Raw genomic sequence first — 19,055 nt, forward strand, 5'->3', positions numbered from 1 at the left:
CCGCTAACCGGCCGCACCCGCATTCAACGGCGCTCGCGCGCCGATTCACGGAGACAGAACATGACCGATCTTTCGACGACGGCGGGCGACCGCCGGCTCGACAGCTATTCGCTGTCGCTGCAAAGCGCCGCCCGCGCCCTGTGGGGCGACGACGGGTTCTGGGGGCGGCACCGGCCGCGCGGCCCGGCCCCGGCGGCCACCGCCGCCACACCGGGCCACCCGCGCCGCTAAGCCGGGCGGCGGCGGGGGGTGTGGCGGGCCGGTTGGCGCTGTCATCGAAATGCAATAAGGAAGCCGGATGGCCTCCGCCCACCCCCCTGCCGAAACGGCGCCGCCGTCCTTCGGCCTGCTGTTGCGCGAAATCGGCCGTATCGTCGACTGGCGGCGGACGGTAGCGCCACGCTGGCATCCCGATGCGGTCGGCGGCGGACGCCCCGTGCTGGTTCTCCCCGGCTTCCTCGCCAGCGACACGTCGACACGGTCGTTGCGCCAGGCGCTGCGCGAAGCGGGCTTCATCGCCTATGGTTGGGGTCAGGGCCGCAATTTCGGCCTGCGCCCCGATACGCTGCCGCGCGTCGACGCACTGGTCACCCGGCTGGCGGAACGGCATGGCGGGCCGGTGGCCCTGGTCGGCTGGAGCCTGGGCGGGCTGATCGCGCGCGAATACGCGAAGCAGGCGCCCGACCGGGTGGCGCAGGTGGTGACGCTGGGTAGCCCGTTTTCCGGCGACATTCACGCCAACAATGCCTGGCGGCTGTACGAACTGGTCGCCCGCCACAAGGTCGACGCACCGCCGCTGCCGCTCTCGCTGGCGGAAAAGCCGCCGGTCGCGACGACCGCGATCTGGTCGCGCCGCGACGGCGTCGTCGCCGCCGCCTGTGCCCGTGGCGAAGCCGGCGAGCGCGACCGCGCGGTCGAGGTCGGCTGCGGCCATATCGAGATGGTCTACACGCCGGAGGCGCAACGCGCGGTCATCGCCGCGCTGGCGTGACCAGCGCGGCGCCCCGTCATTGCGCGCGTAGCGAAGCAATGACGGGGGGATGAGCCTCAGGCCAGGCCGAGCTGCCAGAGGATGAACGCCTGTTCCTCCGCCTCCTCGCGCAGCGACTCGAAACGACCAGACTTTCCGCCGTGGCCGGCGCCCATGTTGGTTTTCAGCAGCAGGATGTTGGCGTCGGTCTTGGTCGCGCGCAGCTTCGCCGCCCATTTCGCCGGTTCCCAATAGGTGACGCGCGGGTCGTTGAGGCCGCCGGAGATCAGCATCGGCGGATAGGCCTGCGCCGTAACATTGTCGTAGGGGCTGTAGCTGAGCATCAGCCGGAACGCGGCCTCGTCGGTGATCGGGTTGCCCCATTCCGGCCATTCGCCCGGCGTCAGCGGCAGCGTTTCGTCGAGCATGGTGCTGACGACGTCGACGAACGGCACGTCGGCGATGACCGGGCCGTACAGCTCCGGCGCCTGATTGACCACCGCGCCCATCAGCTCGCCGCCGGCCGAGCGCCCGGCCGCCGCCACCCGCCCCTGCGCCGCGTAGCCGAGGGCGATCAGGCCCTTCGTTACGTCAACGAAATCATTGAAGCTGTTGGTGCGCTTTTCAAGCTTGCCATCGAGATACCACTGATAACCCAGGTCGTCACCGCCGCGGATATGGGCGATCGCATAGGCCATGCCCCTGTCGAGCAGCGACAGCCGCGCGGTCGAGAAGCCGGGCGCGATCGCATGGCCATAGGCGCCATAGGAATAAAGATAGAGCGCGCCGGTGCCGTCTTTCGCGAAATCCTTTGGATAGACGATCGACACCGGGATGCCGGTGCCGTCCCGCGCCGTAATCGTCAGCCGTTCGGTGCGGTAGCCCGCCTTGTCATAGCCGGACGGGATGTCCTGCACCTTCAGCACCGTCATCGCCGCCGTCGCCGGGTCGTAGTCGACGATGGTGTCGGGGGTGACCATCGATTCGTAGGACAGGCGCAGCGTCTGCGTCCGGTATTCGGGGTTCTCGTCCAGCCCGGCGACATAGCTTGCCTCCGGGAAGGCGACGCGCTTCGCCGCGTGGGTCGCATAGTCGCGCAGCTCGACCTGATCGAGGCCGGCGTCGCGGCCCTCGGTCACGTAGAAATCGGCGAAGCAGGTCATGTCGGTCAGGTAGAAGCCGTCCGACGGCGCGATCACTTCCTGCCAGGCACCGGGCGCGGACAGCGGCGCGGTGACGAGGCGGAAATTGGGGTGGGTGTCGTTGGTGCGGATGAACAGCGTGCCGGCATGTTCCTCCACGTCATATTCCCGCCCCGGCTGGCGCGGCGCGACCAGCACCGGCGCAGCCGTCGGGTCGGCGAACGGCAGGAACCGCACCTCGCTGGTCACATTGTCGCCGGTGGCGAGCAGGATCAGCGCGCGCGACTGGGTGGTGCCGACGCCGACCTGAAAGCCGTCGTCCGGTTCGCGGTACAGCTCGACATCGTCGGCGACCGGCGTGCCGAGCGCATGCAGCATGATCCTGTCGACCCGCCACTGGGCGTTGACCCGGCCGTAGAGCAGATGCCGCCCGTCCCCGGCCCAAACGACCGCGCCCAGCGTTTCCGGGATCACGTCGGGCAGCAGTGCGCCGGTCGCGAGGTCGCGGATGCGGACGGTGAAGCGTTCCGATCCGTCGTCGTCGACCGCATAGGCGAGCAGCCGGTCGTCCGGGCTGATGTCGGTCGCGCCGAGGCGGAAATAGTCCTTGCCTTCGGCCAGCGCCGGTTCGTCGATCAGCAACTCGTCCGCACCGCCGGCAACCGGGCGGCGCCACCATTTGCGATATTGCGCGCCGATGTCGAACGAGCGCCAGTAGAGATAGGCGCCGTCGCGGGCCGGAACCGAGCTGTCATCCTCCTTGATCCGGCCCTTCATCTCGGCGAACAGCGTGTCGACCAGCGGCCGGTGCGGGGCCATCGTCGCTTCGAAATAGGCGTTTTCCGCTTCCAGATAGGCGAGGATGTCCGGGTCGTTCACGTCCGGATAGGCGGGGTCGCGCAGCCAGTGCCACGGGTCTTCACGGGTAACGCCGTGGGTGGTGGTGCGGTGCGGCCGGCGATCGGCGACGGGGGGAAGCGAAAGGGTCATCTTGGCTTTCTGGAAAAGACGGGATTATGCAAGGACATCATCTGGAATGAGGCTTTGGCGATGTCCACCCACGAAGCGCGCCTGCGGGCGCTGCGCGAACAATTGAAACGTGACCGGCTCGACGGATTCGTCGTGCCGCTGACCGACGAACATATGAGCGAATATGTCGGCAGCTATGCCCAGCGGCTGGCCTGGCTGACCGGGTTCCAGGGCTCCGCCGGGTCGGCGGTGGTCCTGCCCGAAGCAGCGGCGATCTTCGTCGACGGACGTTATACCTTGCAGGTGCGCGAACAGGTCGACGGCGGGCTGTGGCAGTTCGTGTCGGTGCCGGAAACCAGCGTCGCCGACTGGCTGGGCGCCCATGCCGGCGAAGGCGCGCGGATCGGCTACGATCCATGGCTCCACACCCGCGCCTGGGTGGAGCAGGCAAGCAGGGCACTGGCGGCGAACGGCGCGACGCTGGTCGCGGTCGACACCAACCCGGTCGACGCGGTGTGGCCCGACCGGCCGGCGCCGTCGGCGGCCCGGCTGGAACCCTATGCCGACGAACGCGCCGGGCGCTCCTCCGCCGCCAAGCGGCAGGACATCGCCGACTGGCTGCATGCCCGCCGGGCCGACGCGGTGGTGCTGTCGGCGCTCGACTCGATCGCGTGGACGCTGAATGTCCGCGGCCGCGACGTCACCCACACGCCGGTCGCCCTCGCCTATGCGGTGGTCAACGCCGACGCGACCGCCGACCTGTTCGTCGCGCCGGAAAAAATGACCGACGCGGTCGCCCAGCATCTGGGCAACGCGGTCCGCGTTCACGACCGCGCCGCCTTCCCCGCCGCGCTCGGCGGGTTCGGCGGCAAGCGCGTCGTCGTCGACCCGAACTTCGCGGTCGCGGCGATCTTCGACCGGCTCGACGCCGGCGGGGCGGAAGTGATCGCCACCCGCGACCCGACCGTGCTCGCCAAGGCGATGAAGAACCCGGCCGAAACCGCCGGGCACAAGGCGGCGCAGGCGCGCGACGGCGCCGCGCTCAGCCGCTTCCTCCACTGGCTGTCGGTAGAGGCGCCGAAGGGCGGCCTGACCGAATTGAGCGTGCTCGCGAAGCTGGCGGAATTCCGCGAGGCGACCGGTGTGCTGGTCGACCAGTCCTTCGCCACTATCTCCGCCGCCGGGCCGCATGCCGCCATCCCGCATTATCATTCGACCGAGGCGTCCAGCCTGCCGCTGGAGATGGACCGGATCTTCCTGGTCGATTCAGGCGGGCAATATCTCGACGGCACCACCGACGTGACCCGCACCGTCATCGTCGGCACGCCGACGGAGGAGATGCGCGACCGTTTCACCCGCGTGCTGAAAGGCCATATCGCGCTGGCGACCGCCACCTTCCCGCCCGGCACCACCGGCGGGCAACTGGACATTCTGGCCCGGCAATATCTGTGGGCGGCGGGCCTCGATTATGCCCACGGCACCGGCCACGGCGTCGGCGCCTATCTGTCGGTACATGAGGGGCCGCAGCGAATCGCCGCGCCGACCTACCCCGGCGGCGGCCCGTCGGAACCGCTGTGCGCCGGCATGCTGCTGTCGAACGAGCCGGGTTATTACAAGGCCGGCGAATACGGCATCCGCATCGAAAATCTGGTGCAGGTGATCGACAAGCCGACACCGGGCGGCGACCAGCCGATGCTGGGTTTCGAAACGCTGACCTTCGCGCCGATCGACCGCGCGCTGATCGCCGTCGCCATGCTCAGCCCGGAGGAGCGGGCGTGGATGGACGCCTATCACGCGCAAGTGATGGCGATCGTCGGGCCGCAGCTTGACGGCGCCGACCGCGCCTGGCTGGAGGCCGCCTGCGCGCCGCTGTAACGGCGGCGCGCGGGGGCGGGGATAGCCGGGCTCGCAATGCCGGGGGATGCGCGCTCCCGCCTTCCAGGCAGCGGCGCATCTTAGCTCTGGCTTAGTCGTCGGCGGGCGCGGGCGGCGGCGGGGCAGCGGGTTCGGCGCGGGACTGGGCCTTGCGGCGGCGCAGGTTCGCGCGCAGCGCCTCCGCCAGCCGTTTTTCCCGCGCTTCGTCCTTGCTCATGCGCTCAGCCCTTCACCGGCGCCGGAGGACCCTACTGCCCGCCCGGACCACCGGGCATCTGCATCTGCTGCTGCATCTGCATCTGCTGGAGCACCGCCATCGGGATGAAGTCGATCAGTTCGACGTCGAAGGTCAGCAGCGCGTCGGCGGGGATCGGGCCGCCCGGCGGCACCTTGTCGCCATAGGCCAGTTCCGGCTTCAGCCAGATGCGGTACTTGCCGCCCTTCTGCATCAGCTTCAGCGCTTCGGTGAAGCCGGGGACGACGCCGGTCACCGGGAAGGGGGTACGCTCGCCCTTGTCGAACTGCTTGCCGTCGCGCAGCGTGCCGACATAGTTGATCAGCGCCACGTCGGCATCGGTCGGGCTGTCGCCCTCCCCCGCCTTGACGACCTGATACTGCAGGCCGCTCGCGGTTTCGACCACGCCCGACTGCTTCTTGTTCCAGCTCAGGAAATCGGCGTTGGTCCCGGCCTGGGCCACGACCGCGCCGGTCCCGGACCAGGCGATGGCGGCACCGGCGGCGGCGACCAGCGCCAGGCCGATGCACAGGCGGGTCAGCGTGCCCTTCTGCACCGGCTGCAGCGGAACGGCGGTGTTCGACATGGCGGCGGCCTCAGCGGGCGCCGTCGCGCTCGGCGCGCTTGCGCTCCAGCTTACGGGCGCGGCGGATGGCGGCGGCGCGTTCGCGGGCGCGCTTCTCCGACGGCTTCTCGTAGTGACGACGCAGCTTCATCTCGCGATACACGCCCTCGCGCTGCAGCTTCTTCTTCAGCGCGCGCAGGGCCTGGTCGACATTATTGTCGCGAACGATGATCTGCATAAACCTGTCGATCTCCAATCAATTTCCAACGCCCTTCCGGCTGATCGGACGGACCGCGGGCGCAAAGAAAAGGGTCGGCGCGGAATCGCTTCCGCCCCAGAAGGCTGGCGCCCTACCAGCGCGGCCGCTGATTTTCAAGCGCATTGCGCCCGCGATCATCGCCATGCGATACAGGTAGCGAAACGCAACCGGCGCCGCACCACGCGACGACCGAGCAAGGAGAGAAGCAATGGCAACCGCGATCAGGCGCAATTCGCGAGTGAGCGACGGCGAGCGCCAGGCCCGGCAGCAGCTTGCCGCCTGCTACCGCGTGTTCGCGATGCTCGGTTGGGACGAGATGATCTACAACCACATCACTCTGCGGCTGGACGACGAGCCGGACGCGTTCCTGATCAACCCCTACGGCCTGCATTTCAGCGAAGTCACCGCGTCCAACCTGGTCAAGATCGACATCGACGGCAACAAGCTGGACGACAACCCGCATCCGGTGAACCTGGCCGGTTTCACCCAGCACAGCGTGTTCCACCGCCATCTGCCCGACGCGCATTGCATCATGCACACCCACACCACCGCCGGCATGGCGGTGAGCGCGGTCGAGGGCGGGCTGCGGCCGACCAATTTCTACGCCTGCAACTTCGCCGGCCAGATCGCCTACCATGATTTCGAGGGGATCACCGTGCGCGCCGAGGAAGGCGAGCGGCTGGTGGCCCATCTGGGCGACAAGCGGGTGATGTTCCTGCGGAACCACGGCATCGTCGTAATGGGCAAGACCCTGCCGGAAGCGTTCCTGAAACACTGGGCGTTGCAGCGCGCCTGCGAGATTCAGCTGGCCACCGCGTCGATGGGCACGCCGATCGAGGTGCCGGCGGACGTCGTCGCCGTCCACCAGCGCGATCTGTCGAAGGTGCAGATACCCGGCGGACCCGGCGTGCCCGATTTCGCCGCGATGGTCCGCCTCGTCGATCGCATCGACCGTAGCTGGCGCGACTGAACCGGCCGGCGTCGCCGCGCCTTGACAGCACGCCGCCCGCCCCTCATAGGCGCGCCTCATTCGGTCGACCGTGCTGCCGTAGCTCAGTGGTAGAGCGCATCCTTGGTAAGGCTGAGGTCGTGAGTTCAATCCTCACCGGCAGCACCATTTTCATACAGGCTTCGAGAATTTCCTGACCCCGCCCTGCGGGCCGCCGCGAACGGCGCGGTTCCGCGGCATGGCGGCCGCCCTGCGTTCGAACCGAAATGCAGCGCCCCGCCCAGCGAGCCTATCCTGGCGCAAGTCCCACCGACCGCCTTGGAAGGCGCTGCCAGCGCACGGGCGAAGCCGAATGCCCGTATGCGCACCAAGGGGCATTGGTGGCGGGGCGGTTCTATTCGGTGGCGATGGACCGGGCGTTCGACGAAGCCCTCACCTATGCCGCACTGCGCCCGACCAAGAGCATCGGTCCCTGTCGGCTCGCCGCAATGGCTGGAGGACATGGAAGCGCGCATCGCGCTTATCCCTCAGGCCCAAAAGCGGGGACCGAAACCCAAATCTATCGGATTTAGCGGCTCGTAATGTCATTGGGCGACAAGACGCGAATCCGTGTCGCAAGCGATAGCGGCGGAGAAACCGGCTAGAATCGTGCGCCCACCACGGGCTTGGCAACTGGTGACCCCTACGGGAATCGAACCCGTGTTTCAGCCGTGAAAGTCAAATTATTTGAAGTATTTCCGTCCATGATCGTCCATGCACGTGCTTGAAATCCCTGTATTTGCTTAATATACTTCCACCGCATTCCAGGACGATACAGGTATGCATATTTGACGTATATTTGACGGTTTTGACGGCGGTGGCAAAGACACTTAACGAGTCACCTCTTACCACGCGAAACGCGAGAGACAAACTCTCGCGTGGCACTCACTGGCGCGCCATCGACCCGGACGTTCATCTTGGCTATCGGAAGGGAGTCAGGGGCGGCCGCTGGCTCGTCAGATGGTACGGTGGCCAGCAAAAATATCGCCAAGCCACGCTCGGCACAGCGGATGATGCCATCTGCGAGGGGGCGCTCAGCTTCGAGGCGGCCGCCAAGCGAGCACGGGAGCATGTCAGCAACTATCGACGAGCGGTTCGGGGCGTCAGCGGCGGAGCGGCGCCCACTCTTCGCATCCCGGTCGAGCAGTATATCGCGATGCGCGACGCCAGGGACCGGGCCAGGGAGCAGCGTCCCATCCGGTCCGATGCGTCGCGTCGGCTCGGACGCTACATCCTCGATGATCCGATCGCCGACCTGGCTCTGCACGAACTAACCGACGCAGCGCTCCGGGCGTGGCGCAAACGCCTGAACCCCAAGTTGGCGCACACGACGACGCAACGCCTCTCCAGCGATCTCAAGGCGGCCCTCAACGCCTACTATCTCGAGAACCGAAAGAAACTCCCAGCCGATTTCGCCGAGACGGTGCGGGTTGGTCTCAAGACACCATCTCAGGAGATTCCGGCCGAACCAAAATCATCCCAGGCCCAGATGCTGACGGACGAGCAGGTCAGAGCGGTCGTGCAGGCGGCGATAGAGCAGGACGTCGACGGCGATTTCGGACGCCTAATCCTGGTCATGGCATCCACTGGCGCACGCTTCGCCCAAGTGCGGCGCCTTCGCGTCGAGGACGTGCAGCCTGAATTCGCCCGGATCATGATGCCCGCGAGCCGCAAGGGCAAACCCAAGGCGACACGATACATCGCGGTGCGCGTCGGCCCGGACATCCTTGCTGCCCTAAAGCCGGTCATCGACGGCCGCGACCCAACCGAGCCCCTGCTATGCCGGTGGCGCCATATCCAGATCAGCCCAACCCAATGGCAGCGAGTCAGTCGCGGGCCCTGGTACACGCCGTCCGAGATGCTCCGCCCCTGGCGTGCCGCCTGTGCGAAAGCGGGCGTTCCCGGAAAAATCCCGTACGCTCTTCGCCACTCTTCGATCGTCAGGGCTATCCGCACTAATCTGCCCATTCGACTGGTTGCCGCTCTCCACGATACCAGCGTGACGATGATCGAACGCCATTACGGACGGTGGATCACCGAGGGGCTTGAGGAACTCGCTGCCCAAGCGATCATACCGATCGTCCCTTGTGGGCAAGCTGGCGAGGAGGACGAGTGGATGCTTGAGGCTGCCGAATGACGGGCGGCCGGGCAGGCTCGAGGAGCTTGCTGCGAAAGCCGTCGTCCCGATTTTATCGGCGGAATGAAGATGCGTTCAATTAATCGCTTCCTTCTCCTTCCAGCAGTCGCTTCAAGCTCTTGAAGAGGATGAAGGTCGAACGACCGATCTTCACGGTCGCGATATCGCCAGTTTCGATCAGTTCGTAGATTCTCGACCGACTGATGCCGGTCAGTTGGACCGCCGTGCGTATCCTCACGCTGATCGGCTCGAAAGGGATATCAGTGTGCGAGCCTGGGCGTCCAAGTCGAGGGACTTCCGGCTCGTCTCCGTGATGCGATCGCGACGCGGTCATGACGACCGCCCGCGGGTACGCAAAAATCCTCGATCGCTTTCGATGAAGCCGGCCAGCATCGCCGGAATCAGATCAGAAACCTGCTCCTGGATGCCATAGGTTTCGGCGTAGAGCGCAGCGTAATCGATCAGAGCCTGATGCAGGTCCGGCATGATGCTGATGCTGAGCTTGACCGGCGTCCGGTCCGGTAGGCGCGCAAGCTTGAGTTCCGCCATGGTCTCCTACTCCTTCCAAGGTGCCAAGATCAGATCGCGATGGACAACCAGGCGAACCGGAGTGCCGGGGCGGACCGTGATGGTCGGCTGGATATTGAGGTTGCGGGACGTAATCTGGTCGCCGGCGCGCGACACGTTCTGCTGCGTGGATTCGCGGATTGCCTGGACGAGGTCGCTCTCGCCCGAGAAAGTCAGGTCCGCGCCGACGCCAAGCAATGTCGAGATCGCGACGCCCTTGAGGAGCGTCCAGCTATGGAAATCGACCTTGTCGGCAAGGCCCGCATAGCCTGGTCTGCCCCCACCGAGTGGACCGATTGGTTTGTTAGTGCATTAAGCTCATCGCCGCCATATCCGGACGGAGGTGGAGCGAAGCGGAACCGGAGGCCGGATATGGCGGTGTCGCCGTTTCCGGTGCCGGTGGCCGGTAGCCCAGGCTGCTATGCGGGCGGACGGTGTTGTAATGCCGCCGCCATGCCTCGATCAGCACCCTGGCCTCGGCGAGGCTGTAGAAGATCTCGCCATTGAGCAGTTCGTCGCGAAGCGACCCGTTGAAGCTTTCGTTATAGCCATTTTCCCATGGTGATCCCGGCGCGATGTAGAGGGTCTTTACGCCGATCTGCCCCAGCCATTTCTGGACGGCGGTCGCGATAAACTCGCTACCATTATCGGATCGTATATGCGCTGGCGGCCCACGCGAGTGGTCTGCCCCCACCGAGTGGACCGATTGGTTTGTTAGTGCATTAAGCTCATCGCCGCCATATCCGGACGGAGGTGGAGCGAAGCGGAACCGGAGGCCGGATATGGCGGTGTCGCCGTTTCCGGTGCCGGTGGCCGGTAGCCCAGGCTGCTATGCGGGCGGACGGTGTTGTAATGCCGCCGCCATGCCTCGATCAGCACCCTGGCCTCGGCGAGGCTGTAGAAGATCTCGCCATTGAGCAGTTCGTCGCGAAGCGACCCGTTGAAGCTTTCGTTATAGCCATTTTCCCATGGTGATCCCGGCGCGATGTAGAGGGTCTTTACGCCGATCTGCCCCAGCCATTTCTGGACGGCGGTCGCGATAAACTCGCTACCATTATCGGATCGTATATGCGCTGGCGGCCCACGCGAGATGAACAGGTCGGCCAGGGCCGCCAGAACATCCTCATGCTTGAGCTGCCGTGCAACGATGAGCGCCAGGCATTCCCTGCTGGCCTCGTCGATGATCGTGAGGATGCGGAACTTGCGACCGTCATGCGTCCGCCCCTCGACGAAATCGTAGGCCCAGACATGCCCCGGATATTCGGGGCGTAGCCGGATGCACGATCCGTCATTGAGCCATAGACGCCCGCGCTTTGGCTGGCGCTGCGGGACTTTCAGTCCTTCACGCCGCCATATCCGCTCGACACGTTTATGGTTCACCGTCCATCCCGCATGGCACAGCAACGCCGTGACCCGGCGGTAGCCGTAACGACCATATTGCTTCGCCAATGCAATGATGTCCTCGGTCAGTGCCTGTTCGTCATCCGCCCCGCGCGGCATCTTGCGCTGCGTCGATCGATGCTGACCCAGCACCCGGCATATCCGTCGCTCGGATACCCGCACTGGCAGATCCCGTCGTACCTGATCGATGCAGCGCCGCCGCCGCGCGGGGCTCAGAAGTTTCCCCGTGCAGCCTCCTGCAAGATCAGCTTGTCCAGGGTCAGGTCCGAGATCGCCCGGCGCAGCCGCTGGTTCTCCTTCTCCAGATCCTTCATCCGCCGCGCCTGGTCGGTCTTCAGGCCGCCATACTCCTTGCGCCACCGATAATAGGTCTGCTCGCTGACCGCGATCCGGCGGCAGGCTTCAGCCGTGCTCGCTCCCTGCGCCAGCACAATCTCAACTTCACGCAGCTTGCCGATGATCTCTTCCGGCTTGTGCTTCTTGCTCGGCATTCAATGTCCCTTTCATGGTCCAGACTATCATAGTCTCTGGGCCACTCAGCGGGGGGCAGATCAGCGCCGTGAAAGGTGATCCTAGGCTCGTTATTCGTCACTGCATATGCTCCAAATTGGCCGGGTCCTGATCCGTGGCACCTTAGTAACGCGCTATGCTCCCGCTATGAGAGATTCTCCTTAGCGAACACCGACATGCACCTGCTGGATCGTTCATCAAAACGGAAAAACATCAGCACTGCTACCGTGGTATTGGAGGGTAGCAGCCAGATCCCCCTGGCATCTCCTCGTTCGCGGATCCTCGCGTCTGCTGCATTAGCGCGATCGAGAAGCCCAGACAGTTCCAGAACGCAAGCAATCACGGATAGAGAGACCAGTGTGATGAGGGCTGAACGACGCCAAGCATCTGCACGATGGCGGCGCCTGCCTTGGCATGCCTCACCGCCGGAACGAATTGGGAATATTGCGGATAGACTGGAATACATCCAGCCCGCTCAAATGGCGGGATGACGAAAATTGCCACCCTAACCCTGAACCCGACGATCGACGTCGCCTATGAAATCGATCGCATGTTCCACACGCGCAAGATGCGAACCAAATCCGAATTCTACAACCCAGGCGGCGGTGGTATCAACGTCGCCCGGGTCTTTGTTCGTCTCGGCGGCAATGCCCGAAGCTATTATATGGCGGGCGGTGCCACAGGCGAGGCTCTCGACGGTCTGCTCGACCTCCATCAGCTCGTCCACAATCGCATCTATATCGCGGGCCATACCCGCGTCGCATCCGCCGTGCTCGAACTCGAAAGCGGCAAAGAATATCGCTTCGTTCCACCGGGGCCGACCATCCAGCCCGCCGAGTGGCAGGCTTGCCTTGACCAACTTGAAACCGCGCAGTGTAATTTCATGGTGTTGAGCGGGTCGCTGCCGCCCGGCATTCCCGACGATTTCTACGGTCAGATCGTAGCGCTGATGCGCCAGCGCAATATTCCCGTTATCCTCGACAGTTCAGGGCCCGGACTCAAGGGCGGGCTCGATGAAGGCGGCGTTTTTCTTGTGAAGCCCAGCATCGGCGAGTTACGGCAATTGACCGAACTCAAGCTCGGTAATACCGACGAGATCACCCGTGCGGCACTCGAAATCGTTCAATCCGGACGAGCCGCCCATGTCGCCGTGACCATGGGCCATGAAGGCGCGATCCTTGCCAGCGCTGCCGGGCCACTATTCCTGCCCGCTGTCACCATCGAGGCGAAAAGCGCGGTTGGTGCCGGCGACAGCTTTCTGTCCGCCATGCTCTTTGCGATCTCGATTGGCTGGGAGATGGGCGAAGCATTTCGTTTCGGCATTGCCGCTGGTGCTGCCGCCGTAATGAGCCCAGGCCACGATCTCGCCAGGCCAAGTGATATCGAACACCTATACCAGCAGACGTCGCAAATACCGTGAGTGTTGCGAAGACCGGTATATCCCTCCAACTTCCGGGGCAGTGAGGGCACCGTCTTTACTGCCTCAGTGCTTACGCACGAATTTGGTCTGCCCCCACCGAGTGGACCGATTGGTTTGTTAGTGCATTAAGCTCATCGCCGCCATATCCGGACGGAGGTGGAGCGAAGCGGAACCGGAGGCCGGATATGGCGGTGTCGCCGTTTCCGGTGCCGGTGGCCGGTAGCCCAGGCTGCTATGCGGGCGGACGGTGTTGTAATGCCGCCGCCATGCCTCGATCAGCACCCTGGCCTCGGCGAGGCTGTAGAAGATCTCGCCATTGAGCAGTTCGTCGCGAAGCGACCCGTTGAAGCTTTCGTTATAGCCATTTTCCCATGGTGATCCCGGCGCGATGTAGAGGGTCTTTACGCCGATCTGCCCCAGCCATTTCTGGACGGCGGTCGCGATAAACTCGCTACCATTATCGGATCGTATATGCGCTGGCGGCCCACGCGAGATGAACAGGTCGGCCAGGGCCGCCAGAACATCCTCATGCTTGAGCTGCCGTGCAACGATGAGCGCCAGGCATTCCCTGCTGGCCTCGTCGATGATCGTGAGGATGCGGAACTTGCGACCGTCATGCGTCCGCCCCTCGACGAAATCGTAGGCCCAGACATGCCCCGGATATTCGGGGCGTAGCCGGATGCACGATCCGTCATTGAGCCATAGACGCCCGCGCTTTGGCTGGCGCTGCGGGACTTTCAGTCCTTCACGCCGCCATATCCGCTCGACACGTTTATGGTTCACCGTCCATCCCGCATGGCACAGCAACGCCGTGACCCGGCGGTAGCCGTAACGACCATATTGCTTCGCCAATGCAATGATGTCCTCGGTCAGTGCCTGTTCGTCATCCGCCCCGCGCGGCATCTTGCGCTGCGTCGATCGATGCTGACCCAGCACCCGGCATATCCGTCGCTCGGATACCCGCACTGGCAGATCCCGTCGTACCTGATCGATGCAGCGCCGCCGCCGCGCGGGGCTCAGAAGTTTCCCCGTGCAGCCTCCTGCAAGATCAGCTTGTCCAGGGTCAGGTCCGAGATCGCCCGGCGCAGCCGCTGGTTCTCCTTCTCCAGATCCTTCATCCGCCGCGCCTGGTCGGTCTTCAGGCCGCCATACTCCTTGCGCCACCGATAATAGGTCTGCTCGCTGACCGCGATCCGGCGGCAGGCTTCAGCCGTGCTCGCTCCCTGCGCCAGCACAATCTCAACTTCACGCAGCTTGCCGATGATCTCTTCCGGCTTGTGCTTCTTGCTCGGCATTCAATGTCCCTTTCATGGTCCAGACTATCATAGTCTCTGGGCCACTCAGCGGGGGGCAGATCAAGGCGGAAGCGGTTTGCCGCCGCGAGCCCAATCATCGCTGCGAACACGACCAGCTTCACGATCAGCAGCTGGCCATAGAGCGATGTCGCCAATGCCCAGACCCGGTCCGGCCCAACCAGGATCCAGCTGTTGACGAGTCCGGTCAGCACAAGAAGCGTGACTACGGTCGTACCGGTCACGGCGAATCCGTCGAGCGCGCGATGAGACAGGAGGAGATGGGCGTCGTCGAACAGGTTGCGTCGCCGGAACAGAAGTAGCGCCAATCCCAGGATGGCCCCGATCCATGCTCCGGCCGCTAGCAGGTGCACAATGTCCGCAACTAGATGGATCAATCCGGTCGCACCTTCGTCCATCGCGCCATGGCCGGTCCATGCGAGCGACCCCAGCGCAATCGCTCCGCTGATTGAGACTGCGCCTAGCCCCAATTCGGGAAATCGAACTATCAGCGGCGTCATCAAGACGACCGCGATTAAAGCGCAGACGCGCACGATTGCAGCCGTGCCGATGCTCGTTTGCCAGAGAATGGCGTCGATGCTCGCCCGATCAACATCGGCCACCGACACACCGGCCATTGATGAGGCGAGCATCGCAACGCCGACAGCGCTAAGTATCGCGCCAAGCAGCGCCGTTCCGGCCGCCCAGGGCCAGAGCGGCACGGCCAGGTGCCTCCGTTCCGGCGCTCGGAGGCCGTACAGCCAGAACAGGGGCACGCCGAAGACCACGGCGAGGTCCGCGTAGAGTGCGAATCTCAGGACAGCCATCGGCGTGTCGAACATCTTATTTTACAGCGAAGCTGAACTTGCCTTCCATCCGGTGCGTGTCCGCGCCCGCCGCATGCCATTCGACCTGATAGGTACCGGTCGGGAGCGGACGCTGCATTGTCAGGGTCATTGACTTGCCGTCCTTGGTGATCGCGGACGTAACCCCCGAAATCTTCATCGGCGCGTGCTTAGCCATGCCCGGCATACCGATCATGACGACTGCAGCGCCGGCGAACTGGGGCAGCACCTTCTCGTTGAAAGTCAGCACGATCTTCGAAGGGTTGCCAACCGTTGCATTCGCCGCCGGCGTCGAGGCGACCAGCTTGGTGTGCGCCTGCGCGGGCAGAGCGATTCCGGCAGCAATCAGCGCCGAGAGGATTGTCAATTTACGCATCATCATGAGATCCTTCTAGGGAGCGTTACCTACATTACGGGCGTCGACGCCAAACCCCTCACATGAGGGGAATATCGGTTTGGCGCGTATTGAATTCAGCGGGCTGGCAAGGATGAAAGCTATGGATATCGACAAGGCTCTGGCCGGATTGCGCACGGCGCCGACCGACCCCAGACTAAACATGATCGACGATGCCGTCATGGCCGGTGTCTTGGATGCGCGGACCCGCGACGCAATCGGGCTGCGTTCGATGGCACTCGCGGCTGGAGGCGCGCTGATCATTGGGCTTGCTGGAACGACCTTCTCGGAAGCGCCCGCTTCGACATCGCCCGCCCTCGCTCCGCTCGCCTACGCGCCCTCGACGCTGCTGGGCGGCCGCTGATGACCAAGAGCCGGATCGCTCTTGTCGCCATCATTGCGTTTCTCGCCGCTCTGGCCGGTGTTGCGGCTGGCCGGATCATGCTCCCGGCGCCGCAGCCGTCGGAAACAGAGCTTCACGCGCTACTCCATCGACAGATGGACTTGACCGCCGACCAGCACGCAAGGCTTGACAGGATTGAGCAGGATTTCGCCGTTCGTCGGAAGGCACTGGAGCGTGGCATGCGCTCTGACAACGCAAGGCTCGCCGAGGCTATTGCAGCGGAGCAAGGCTATGGGCCTAGAGTCTCCGCCGCGATTGATCACTCCCACATGTTGATGGGCGATTTGCAGAAGGTCACGCTTGAGCACATCTTCGCGATGCGAGCCGTGCTGCGCCCGGACCAAAAGGCCAGGTTCGACAGAGCGGTGACCAAGGCGTTGACCGACCCCAAGCCGTGAGCGGCGGCGACAAGGCGCTCAGCGATACGGAACTGGCGAGACTGGCGCGCGCTGGCCGGCAAGCCGCCTATCGGGAGCTGATGGCGCGGCACCGGGATGCGGTGTTCCGACTGGCCCGTAGCTACGCCGGAGATCCGGACGACGCGCTGGACCTCACCCAGGAAGGGTTCATCGCCGCGTTTGCAGCGCTCGACCGCTACGACCCTGCGCGACCGTTCCGCCCATGGCTGCTGCGCATTGCCCTCAACAAATGTCGCGACTGGTCGCGGAGGCGCGCCGTCCGCCGCTTCTTCACCTTCGCTGCGCCGCTCGATGAGGCGCATGCTGTACCGGATCCAGCAGCCGATCCCGAGGAGCAAACAGCTGATGCGCGCGAACTCGCCAAGGTTTCAGCGGCAATCGCCAACCTGCCAAAGAGCCTGAAGGAACCATTAATCCTGACGGCGATCGAAGGACTGTCGCAAGCCGAGGCGGCCGCCGCGCTTGGCATTTCTGAGAAAGGTGTCGAAGTGCGCATCTATCGGGCTCGAAAGAGGCTTGCCGAAATCCTGGAGCGAGATCGCCTTCACCCATCTTGACCCTGACACAGTGTCAAACCCCATCTCCATATCGCGTCGTGAGGGATCGCCCGAGCCGACGCGTATTCACACCGAACCCCCCTCAAACTCGGATTGCCATGTCTGCCAAGCTTCTCTTCGACCGTCGCGCGCTACTGAAGGGCGGAGCGGCAGCAGGCGGCGCGCTCGCGCTCGCCCCGATGTTTCCTGCCTGGGCTCGGACGGGAAGTCCTGGCATCGCGCCGACCTTACCGATTCTGTCTGGCGAGGATATCCACCTGAAGGTCGCGCACATGCCCTTCAAGGTTGGGGGCCGAACGGGACGCGCGATCACGATGAATGGCGTGCTGCCCGCGCCGCTGATTCGGCTGCGCGAGGGCCAGAACGTCCGCATCCATGTCGAGAATGCCTTGGAGGACGAGGACACGTCTATCCACTGGCATGGCTTCATCCTGCCGTTCCAGATGGACGGAGTGCCCGGCATCAGCTTCCCCGGCATTCTGCCGAAGACGACCTTCACCTACGAATTCCCGGTCGTCCAAAATGGCACCTACTGGTACCACAGCCATTCCGGGCTGCAGGAGCAGCAGGGCCATTATGGCCCGATCATCATCGATCCGAAGGGCGCCGATCCGGTCGCCTATGACCGCGAGCATGTGATCGTGCTCTCGGACTGGACCTTCCTCCACCCGCACACCGTTATCGCGAAGCTCAAGCAGCAGGGCGGTTACTTCAACCGCCAGAAGCAGACGCTGCTTAGCGGCTCGATGAGCGCGGAAGAGCGGCTGATGTGGGGCAAGATGCGAATGGACCCAACTGACATCTCCGACGTCACGGGCTCCACCTACACCTACCTCGTCAACGGCCATGGACCCGAGGAAAATTGGACGGGTCTGTTTCGCCCGGGCGAGCGGGTGCGGCTGCGCTTCATCAACGCCTCGGCGATGACGATCTTCAATGTACGCATTCCCGGATTGCCGATGACGATCGTCCAGGCGGACGGTCAGAATGTCCGTCCGGTCGAGACGGACGAGTTCCAGATCTCAGTCGCCGAGACCTATGACGCAATCGTCACGCCGACGGAAGACAAGGCGTTCACGCTGCTCGCAGAATCGATCGACCGCTCCGGCATGGTGCGCGCGACGCTCGCTCCGCGCATGGGCATGTCAGCACCCGTACCGCCGCTTCGCCAACGCCCGACGCTGTCGATGAAGGACATGGGCATGGGGGGCATGGACCACGCTGCGATGGGTCATGGTGCCGGGGCGGGCCAGACGATGACCGGAATGGATCACGGATCGACGCAGGCCACGGGCCAGTCCGCCGACCAAGGCATGTCGATGAGCCATAATATGCGCGACAAATCGCTCGTGCCGCCCAACGTCAAAGTGGGGGTGGGGGTCGACTCGATCGCGCCGATGCCAGTCGACCGCACCGGCGACCGTCCGCTGGGGCTGGAGAATGAGCCGCACCGAGTGCTCACTTATCACGACCTGAGGCCGCTCACGCCGTTCTGGGACAAGCGCGCGCCCACGCGCAGCGTCGACATACACCTGACCGGCAACATGGAACGGTTCATGTGGTCGTTCGACGGCAAGAAGCTCAACGAAGGCGCCGAGCCGATCCGCTTCGCGCGCAATGAGCGAGCGCGCGTCAATCTCATCAACAACAGCATGATGAGCCACCCTATTCATATCCATGGCCATTTCTTCGAGGTCGTGACCGGAATGCCGGGCGGGAACCCGATCAAGCATACGGTGAACGTAATGCCCGGCGGGAAGGTAAGCTTCGACCTGACGGCGGATGCGCCCGGCGACTGGGCGTTCCACTGCCACCTCCTTTTCCACATGCACGCCGGCATGATGAACGTGGTCAAGATCCGGCCGCTGGACGACGGAACGAGGGGGGACGGGGAATGACCCAGACCCTCCTGCTCGCGACAGTCTCGGCGCTGATCTTCTCGTCGACCGCGCTTGCCCAGCATACCGATCACACCGTACCACCGGCGGACCCGCCCGCGCCCGCCAATGGCCCTTTATGCCCACCTGAGCACGCTGCAATGGGCCATTGCACGCCGGCGAAGACTGCGCAGCCGGCCAGGCAGCCCGCGCCAAGCACGTCGCCAACT

General features: G+C 64.4%; 20 protein-coding genes, 1 tRNA gene and 2 pseudogenes. 11 read left to right on the forward strand and 12 right to left on the reverse strand.

Translation table 11 applies throughout. The features are described 5' to 3' along the window. Positions 1–60: 60 nt before the first annotated feature. Together ACMT1E_RS10525 and ACMT1E_RS10530 are read left to right on the forward strand one after the other, a co-directional pair. A complete protein-coding gene (locus tag ACMT1E_RS10525; RefSeq protein WP_414900134.1) occupies positions 61–231 on the forward strand; it encodes a hypothetical protein in 171 nt (56 codons plus the stop codon). Between the two features lie 67 nt (positions 232–298). Beyond that, positions 299–991, forward strand: coding sequence for an esterase/lipase family protein (locus tag ACMT1E_RS10530; RefSeq protein WP_414900136.1), 693 nt, complete (start codon positions 299–301; stop codon positions 989–991). Positions 992–1,047: 56 nt separating this feature from the next. On the opposite strand, the gene ACMT1E_RS10535 is transcribed toward ACMT1E_RS10530, so the two are convergent. After that, positions 1,048–3,102: a S9 family peptidase gene (locus ACMT1E_RS10535; RefSeq protein ID WP_414900138.1), complete on the reverse strand. Its 2,055-nt coding sequence runs from the start codon at positions 3,100–3,102 to the stop codon at positions 1,048–1,050. A gap of 60 nt (positions 3,103–3,162) precedes the next feature. On the opposite strand from ACMT1E_RS10535, the gene ACMT1E_RS10540 reads away from it, so the two are divergent. Next, positions 3,163–4,956, forward strand: a complete 1,794-nt coding sequence (locus ACMT1E_RS10540; RefSeq protein WP_414900139.1) for an aminopeptidase P family protein — start codon at positions 3,163–3,165, stop codon at positions 4,954–4,956. A gap of 91 nt (positions 4,957–5,047) precedes the next feature. Here the strand turns inward: ACMT1E_RS10540 and ACMT1E_RS10545 are convergent, their stop codons facing one another. Genes ACMT1E_RS10545 through rpsU form a run of 3 tightly spaced genes read right to left on the reverse strand, consistent with a single transcriptional unit; the run spans position 5,048 to position 5,994 of the window. Further along, complete coding sequence (locus ACMT1E_RS10545) at positions 5,048–5,173, reverse strand: hypothetical protein (protein WP_414900140.1); 126 nt, start codon at positions 5,171–5,173, stop codon at positions 5,048–5,050. Between the two features lie 31 nt (positions 5,174–5,204). Next, complete coding sequence (locus tag ACMT1E_RS10550) at positions 5,205–5,777, reverse strand: FKBP-type peptidyl-prolyl cis-trans isomerase (RefSeq protein WP_414900141.1); 573 nt, start codon at positions 5,775–5,777, stop codon at positions 5,205–5,207. 10 nt (positions 5,778–5,787) lie between these two features. Next, positions 5,788–5,994, reverse strand: a complete 207-nt coding sequence (gene rpsU, locus ACMT1E_RS10555; RefSeq protein WP_055983274.1) for a 30S ribosomal protein S21 — start codon at positions 5,992–5,994, stop codon at positions 5,788–5,790. A gap of 229 nt (positions 5,995–6,223) precedes the next feature. Here rpsU and ACMT1E_RS10560 point away from each other — a divergent pair, with 229 nt between their 5' ends. The 3 genes from ACMT1E_RS10560 (at position 6,224) to ACMT1E_RS10570 (ending at position 9,140) form a co-directional block, all read left to right on the forward strand. Further along, entirely contained in the window at positions 6,224–6,985 is a 762-nt protein-coding gene (locus ACMT1E_RS10560; protein WP_414900142.1) for a class II aldolase/adducin family protein, read from the forward strand. A 72-nt stretch (positions 6,986–7,057) separates the two neighbouring features. Then, positions 7,058–7,132 (forward strand) — tRNA-Thr (locus ACMT1E_RS10565). A 670-nt stretch (positions 7,133–7,802) separates the two neighbouring features. Further along, on the forward strand, positions 7,803–9,140 hold the full coding sequence (locus tag ACMT1E_RS10570) for a tyrosine-type recombinase/integrase (RefSeq protein WP_414900143.1): 1,338 nt from the start codon (positions 7,803–7,805) through the stop codon (positions 9,138–9,140). A 79-nt stretch (positions 9,141–9,219) separates the two neighbouring features. On the opposite strand, the gene ACMT1E_RS10575 is transcribed toward ACMT1E_RS10570, so the two are convergent. The 5 genes and pseudogenes from ACMT1E_RS10575 to ACMT1E_RS10595 all read right to left on the reverse strand — a co-directional run bounded on the left by ACMT1E_RS10575 (position 9,220) and on the right by ACMT1E_RS10595 (position 11,599). Then, a complete protein-coding gene (locus ACMT1E_RS10575) occupies positions 9,220–9,474 on the reverse strand; it encodes a helix-turn-helix domain-containing protein (RefSeq protein WP_414900144.1) in 255 nt (84 codons plus the stop codon). Next, entirely contained in the window at positions 9,471–9,689 is a 219-nt protein-coding gene (locus ACMT1E_RS10580; RefSeq protein WP_414900145.1) for a DUF2274 domain-containing protein, read from the reverse strand. Before ACMT1E_RS10580 ends, ACMT1E_RS10575 begins: the two co-directional genes overlap by 4 nt. Before the next feature lie 6 nt (positions 9,690–9,695). Continuing rightward, positions 9,696–9,977, reverse strand: a pseudogene (locus ACMT1E_RS10585) (TrbI/VirB10 family protein); the annotation flags it as partial. A 34-nt stretch (positions 9,978–10,011) separates the two neighbouring features. Further along, positions 10,012–10,383 (reverse strand): annotated as a pseudogene (locus tag ACMT1E_RS10590) (integrase core domain-containing protein); the annotation flags it as partial. Between the two features lie 38 nt (positions 10,384–10,421). Continuing rightward, positions 10,422–11,599, reverse strand: a protein-coding gene (locus tag ACMT1E_RS10595) for an IS3-like element ISSpma1 family transposase (RefSeq protein WP_145923348.1) whose coding sequence is annotated in 2 segments (ribosomal slippage) — positions 10,422–11,335 and positions 11,335–11,599 — 1,179 coding nt in all. Because the reading frame shifts where the segments join, the coding sequence is not laid out codon by codon here. Positions 11,600–12,105: 506 nt separating this feature from the next. Here ACMT1E_RS10595 and ACMT1E_RS10600 point away from each other — a divergent pair. Beyond that, positions 12,106–13,038: a 1-phosphofructokinase family hexose kinase gene (locus ACMT1E_RS10600; protein ID WP_414900146.1), complete on the forward strand. Its 933-nt coding sequence runs from the start codon at positions 12,106–12,108 to the stop codon at positions 13,036–13,038. Between the two features lie 117 nt (positions 13,039–13,155). On the opposite strand, the gene ACMT1E_RS10605 is transcribed toward ACMT1E_RS10600, so the two are convergent. The 3 genes from ACMT1E_RS10605 to copC form a co-directional block, all read right to left on the reverse strand. Beyond that, positions 13,156–14,273 (reverse strand): IS3 family transposase gene (locus tag ACMT1E_RS10605; protein WP_234716247.1). Its coding sequence is split into 2 segments (ribosomal slippage): positions 13,156–14,069 and positions 14,069–14,273, totalling 1,119 coding nucleotides; the frame shifts between segments, so codons are not numbered across the junction. After that, on the reverse strand, positions 14,177–15,172 hold the full coding sequence (gene copD / locus ACMT1E_RS10610; protein WP_414900147.1) for a copper homeostasis membrane protein CopD: 996 nt from the start codon (positions 15,170–15,172) through the stop codon (positions 14,177–14,179). The genes ACMT1E_RS10605 and copD overlap by 97 nt, the downstream gene beginning before the upstream one ends. A gap of 1 nt (position 15,173) precedes the next feature. Continuing rightward, positions 15,174–15,554, reverse strand: coding sequence for a copper homeostasis periplasmic binding protein CopC (copC, locus tag ACMT1E_RS10615; protein WP_414900148.1), 381 nt, complete (start codon positions 15,552–15,554; stop codon positions 15,174–15,176). A gap of 118 nt (positions 15,555–15,672) precedes the next feature. On the opposite strand from copC, the gene ACMT1E_RS10620 reads away from it, so the two are divergent. From ACMT1E_RS10620 to ACMT1E_RS10635, 4 genes are all read left to right on the forward strand, one after another. Further along, a complete protein-coding gene (locus tag ACMT1E_RS10620) occupies positions 15,673–15,933 on the forward strand; it encodes a hypothetical protein (RefSeq protein ID WP_414900149.1) in 261 nt (86 codons plus the stop codon). Then, positions 15,933–16,370: a periplasmic heavy metal sensor gene (locus ACMT1E_RS10625; protein ID WP_414900150.1), complete on the forward strand. Its 438-nt coding sequence runs from the start codon at positions 15,933–15,935 to the stop codon at positions 16,368–16,370. The genes ACMT1E_RS10620 and ACMT1E_RS10625 overlap by 1 nt, the downstream gene beginning before the upstream one ends. After that, complete coding sequence (locus tag ACMT1E_RS10630) at positions 16,367–16,948, forward strand: RNA polymerase sigma factor (RefSeq protein ID WP_414900152.1); 582 nt, start codon at positions 16,367–16,369, stop codon at positions 16,946–16,948. The genes ACMT1E_RS10625 and ACMT1E_RS10630 overlap by 4 nt, the downstream gene beginning before the upstream one ends. Positions 16,949–17,046: 98 nt before the next feature. Continuing rightward, positions 17,047–18,846: a copper resistance system multicopper oxidase gene (locus ACMT1E_RS10635; RefSeq protein ID WP_414900153.1), complete on the forward strand. Its 1,800-nt coding sequence runs from the start codon at positions 17,047–17,049 to the stop codon at positions 18,844–18,846. Positions 18,847–19,055 lie beyond the last annotated feature (209 nt).

The organism is Sphingomonas flavalba, assembly GCF_047553045.1.
In the GTDB taxonomy this organism is placed as follows: domain Bacteria; phylum Pseudomonadota; class Alphaproteobacteria; order Sphingomonadales; family Sphingomonadaceae; genus Sphingomonas_L; species Sphingomonas_L flavalba_A.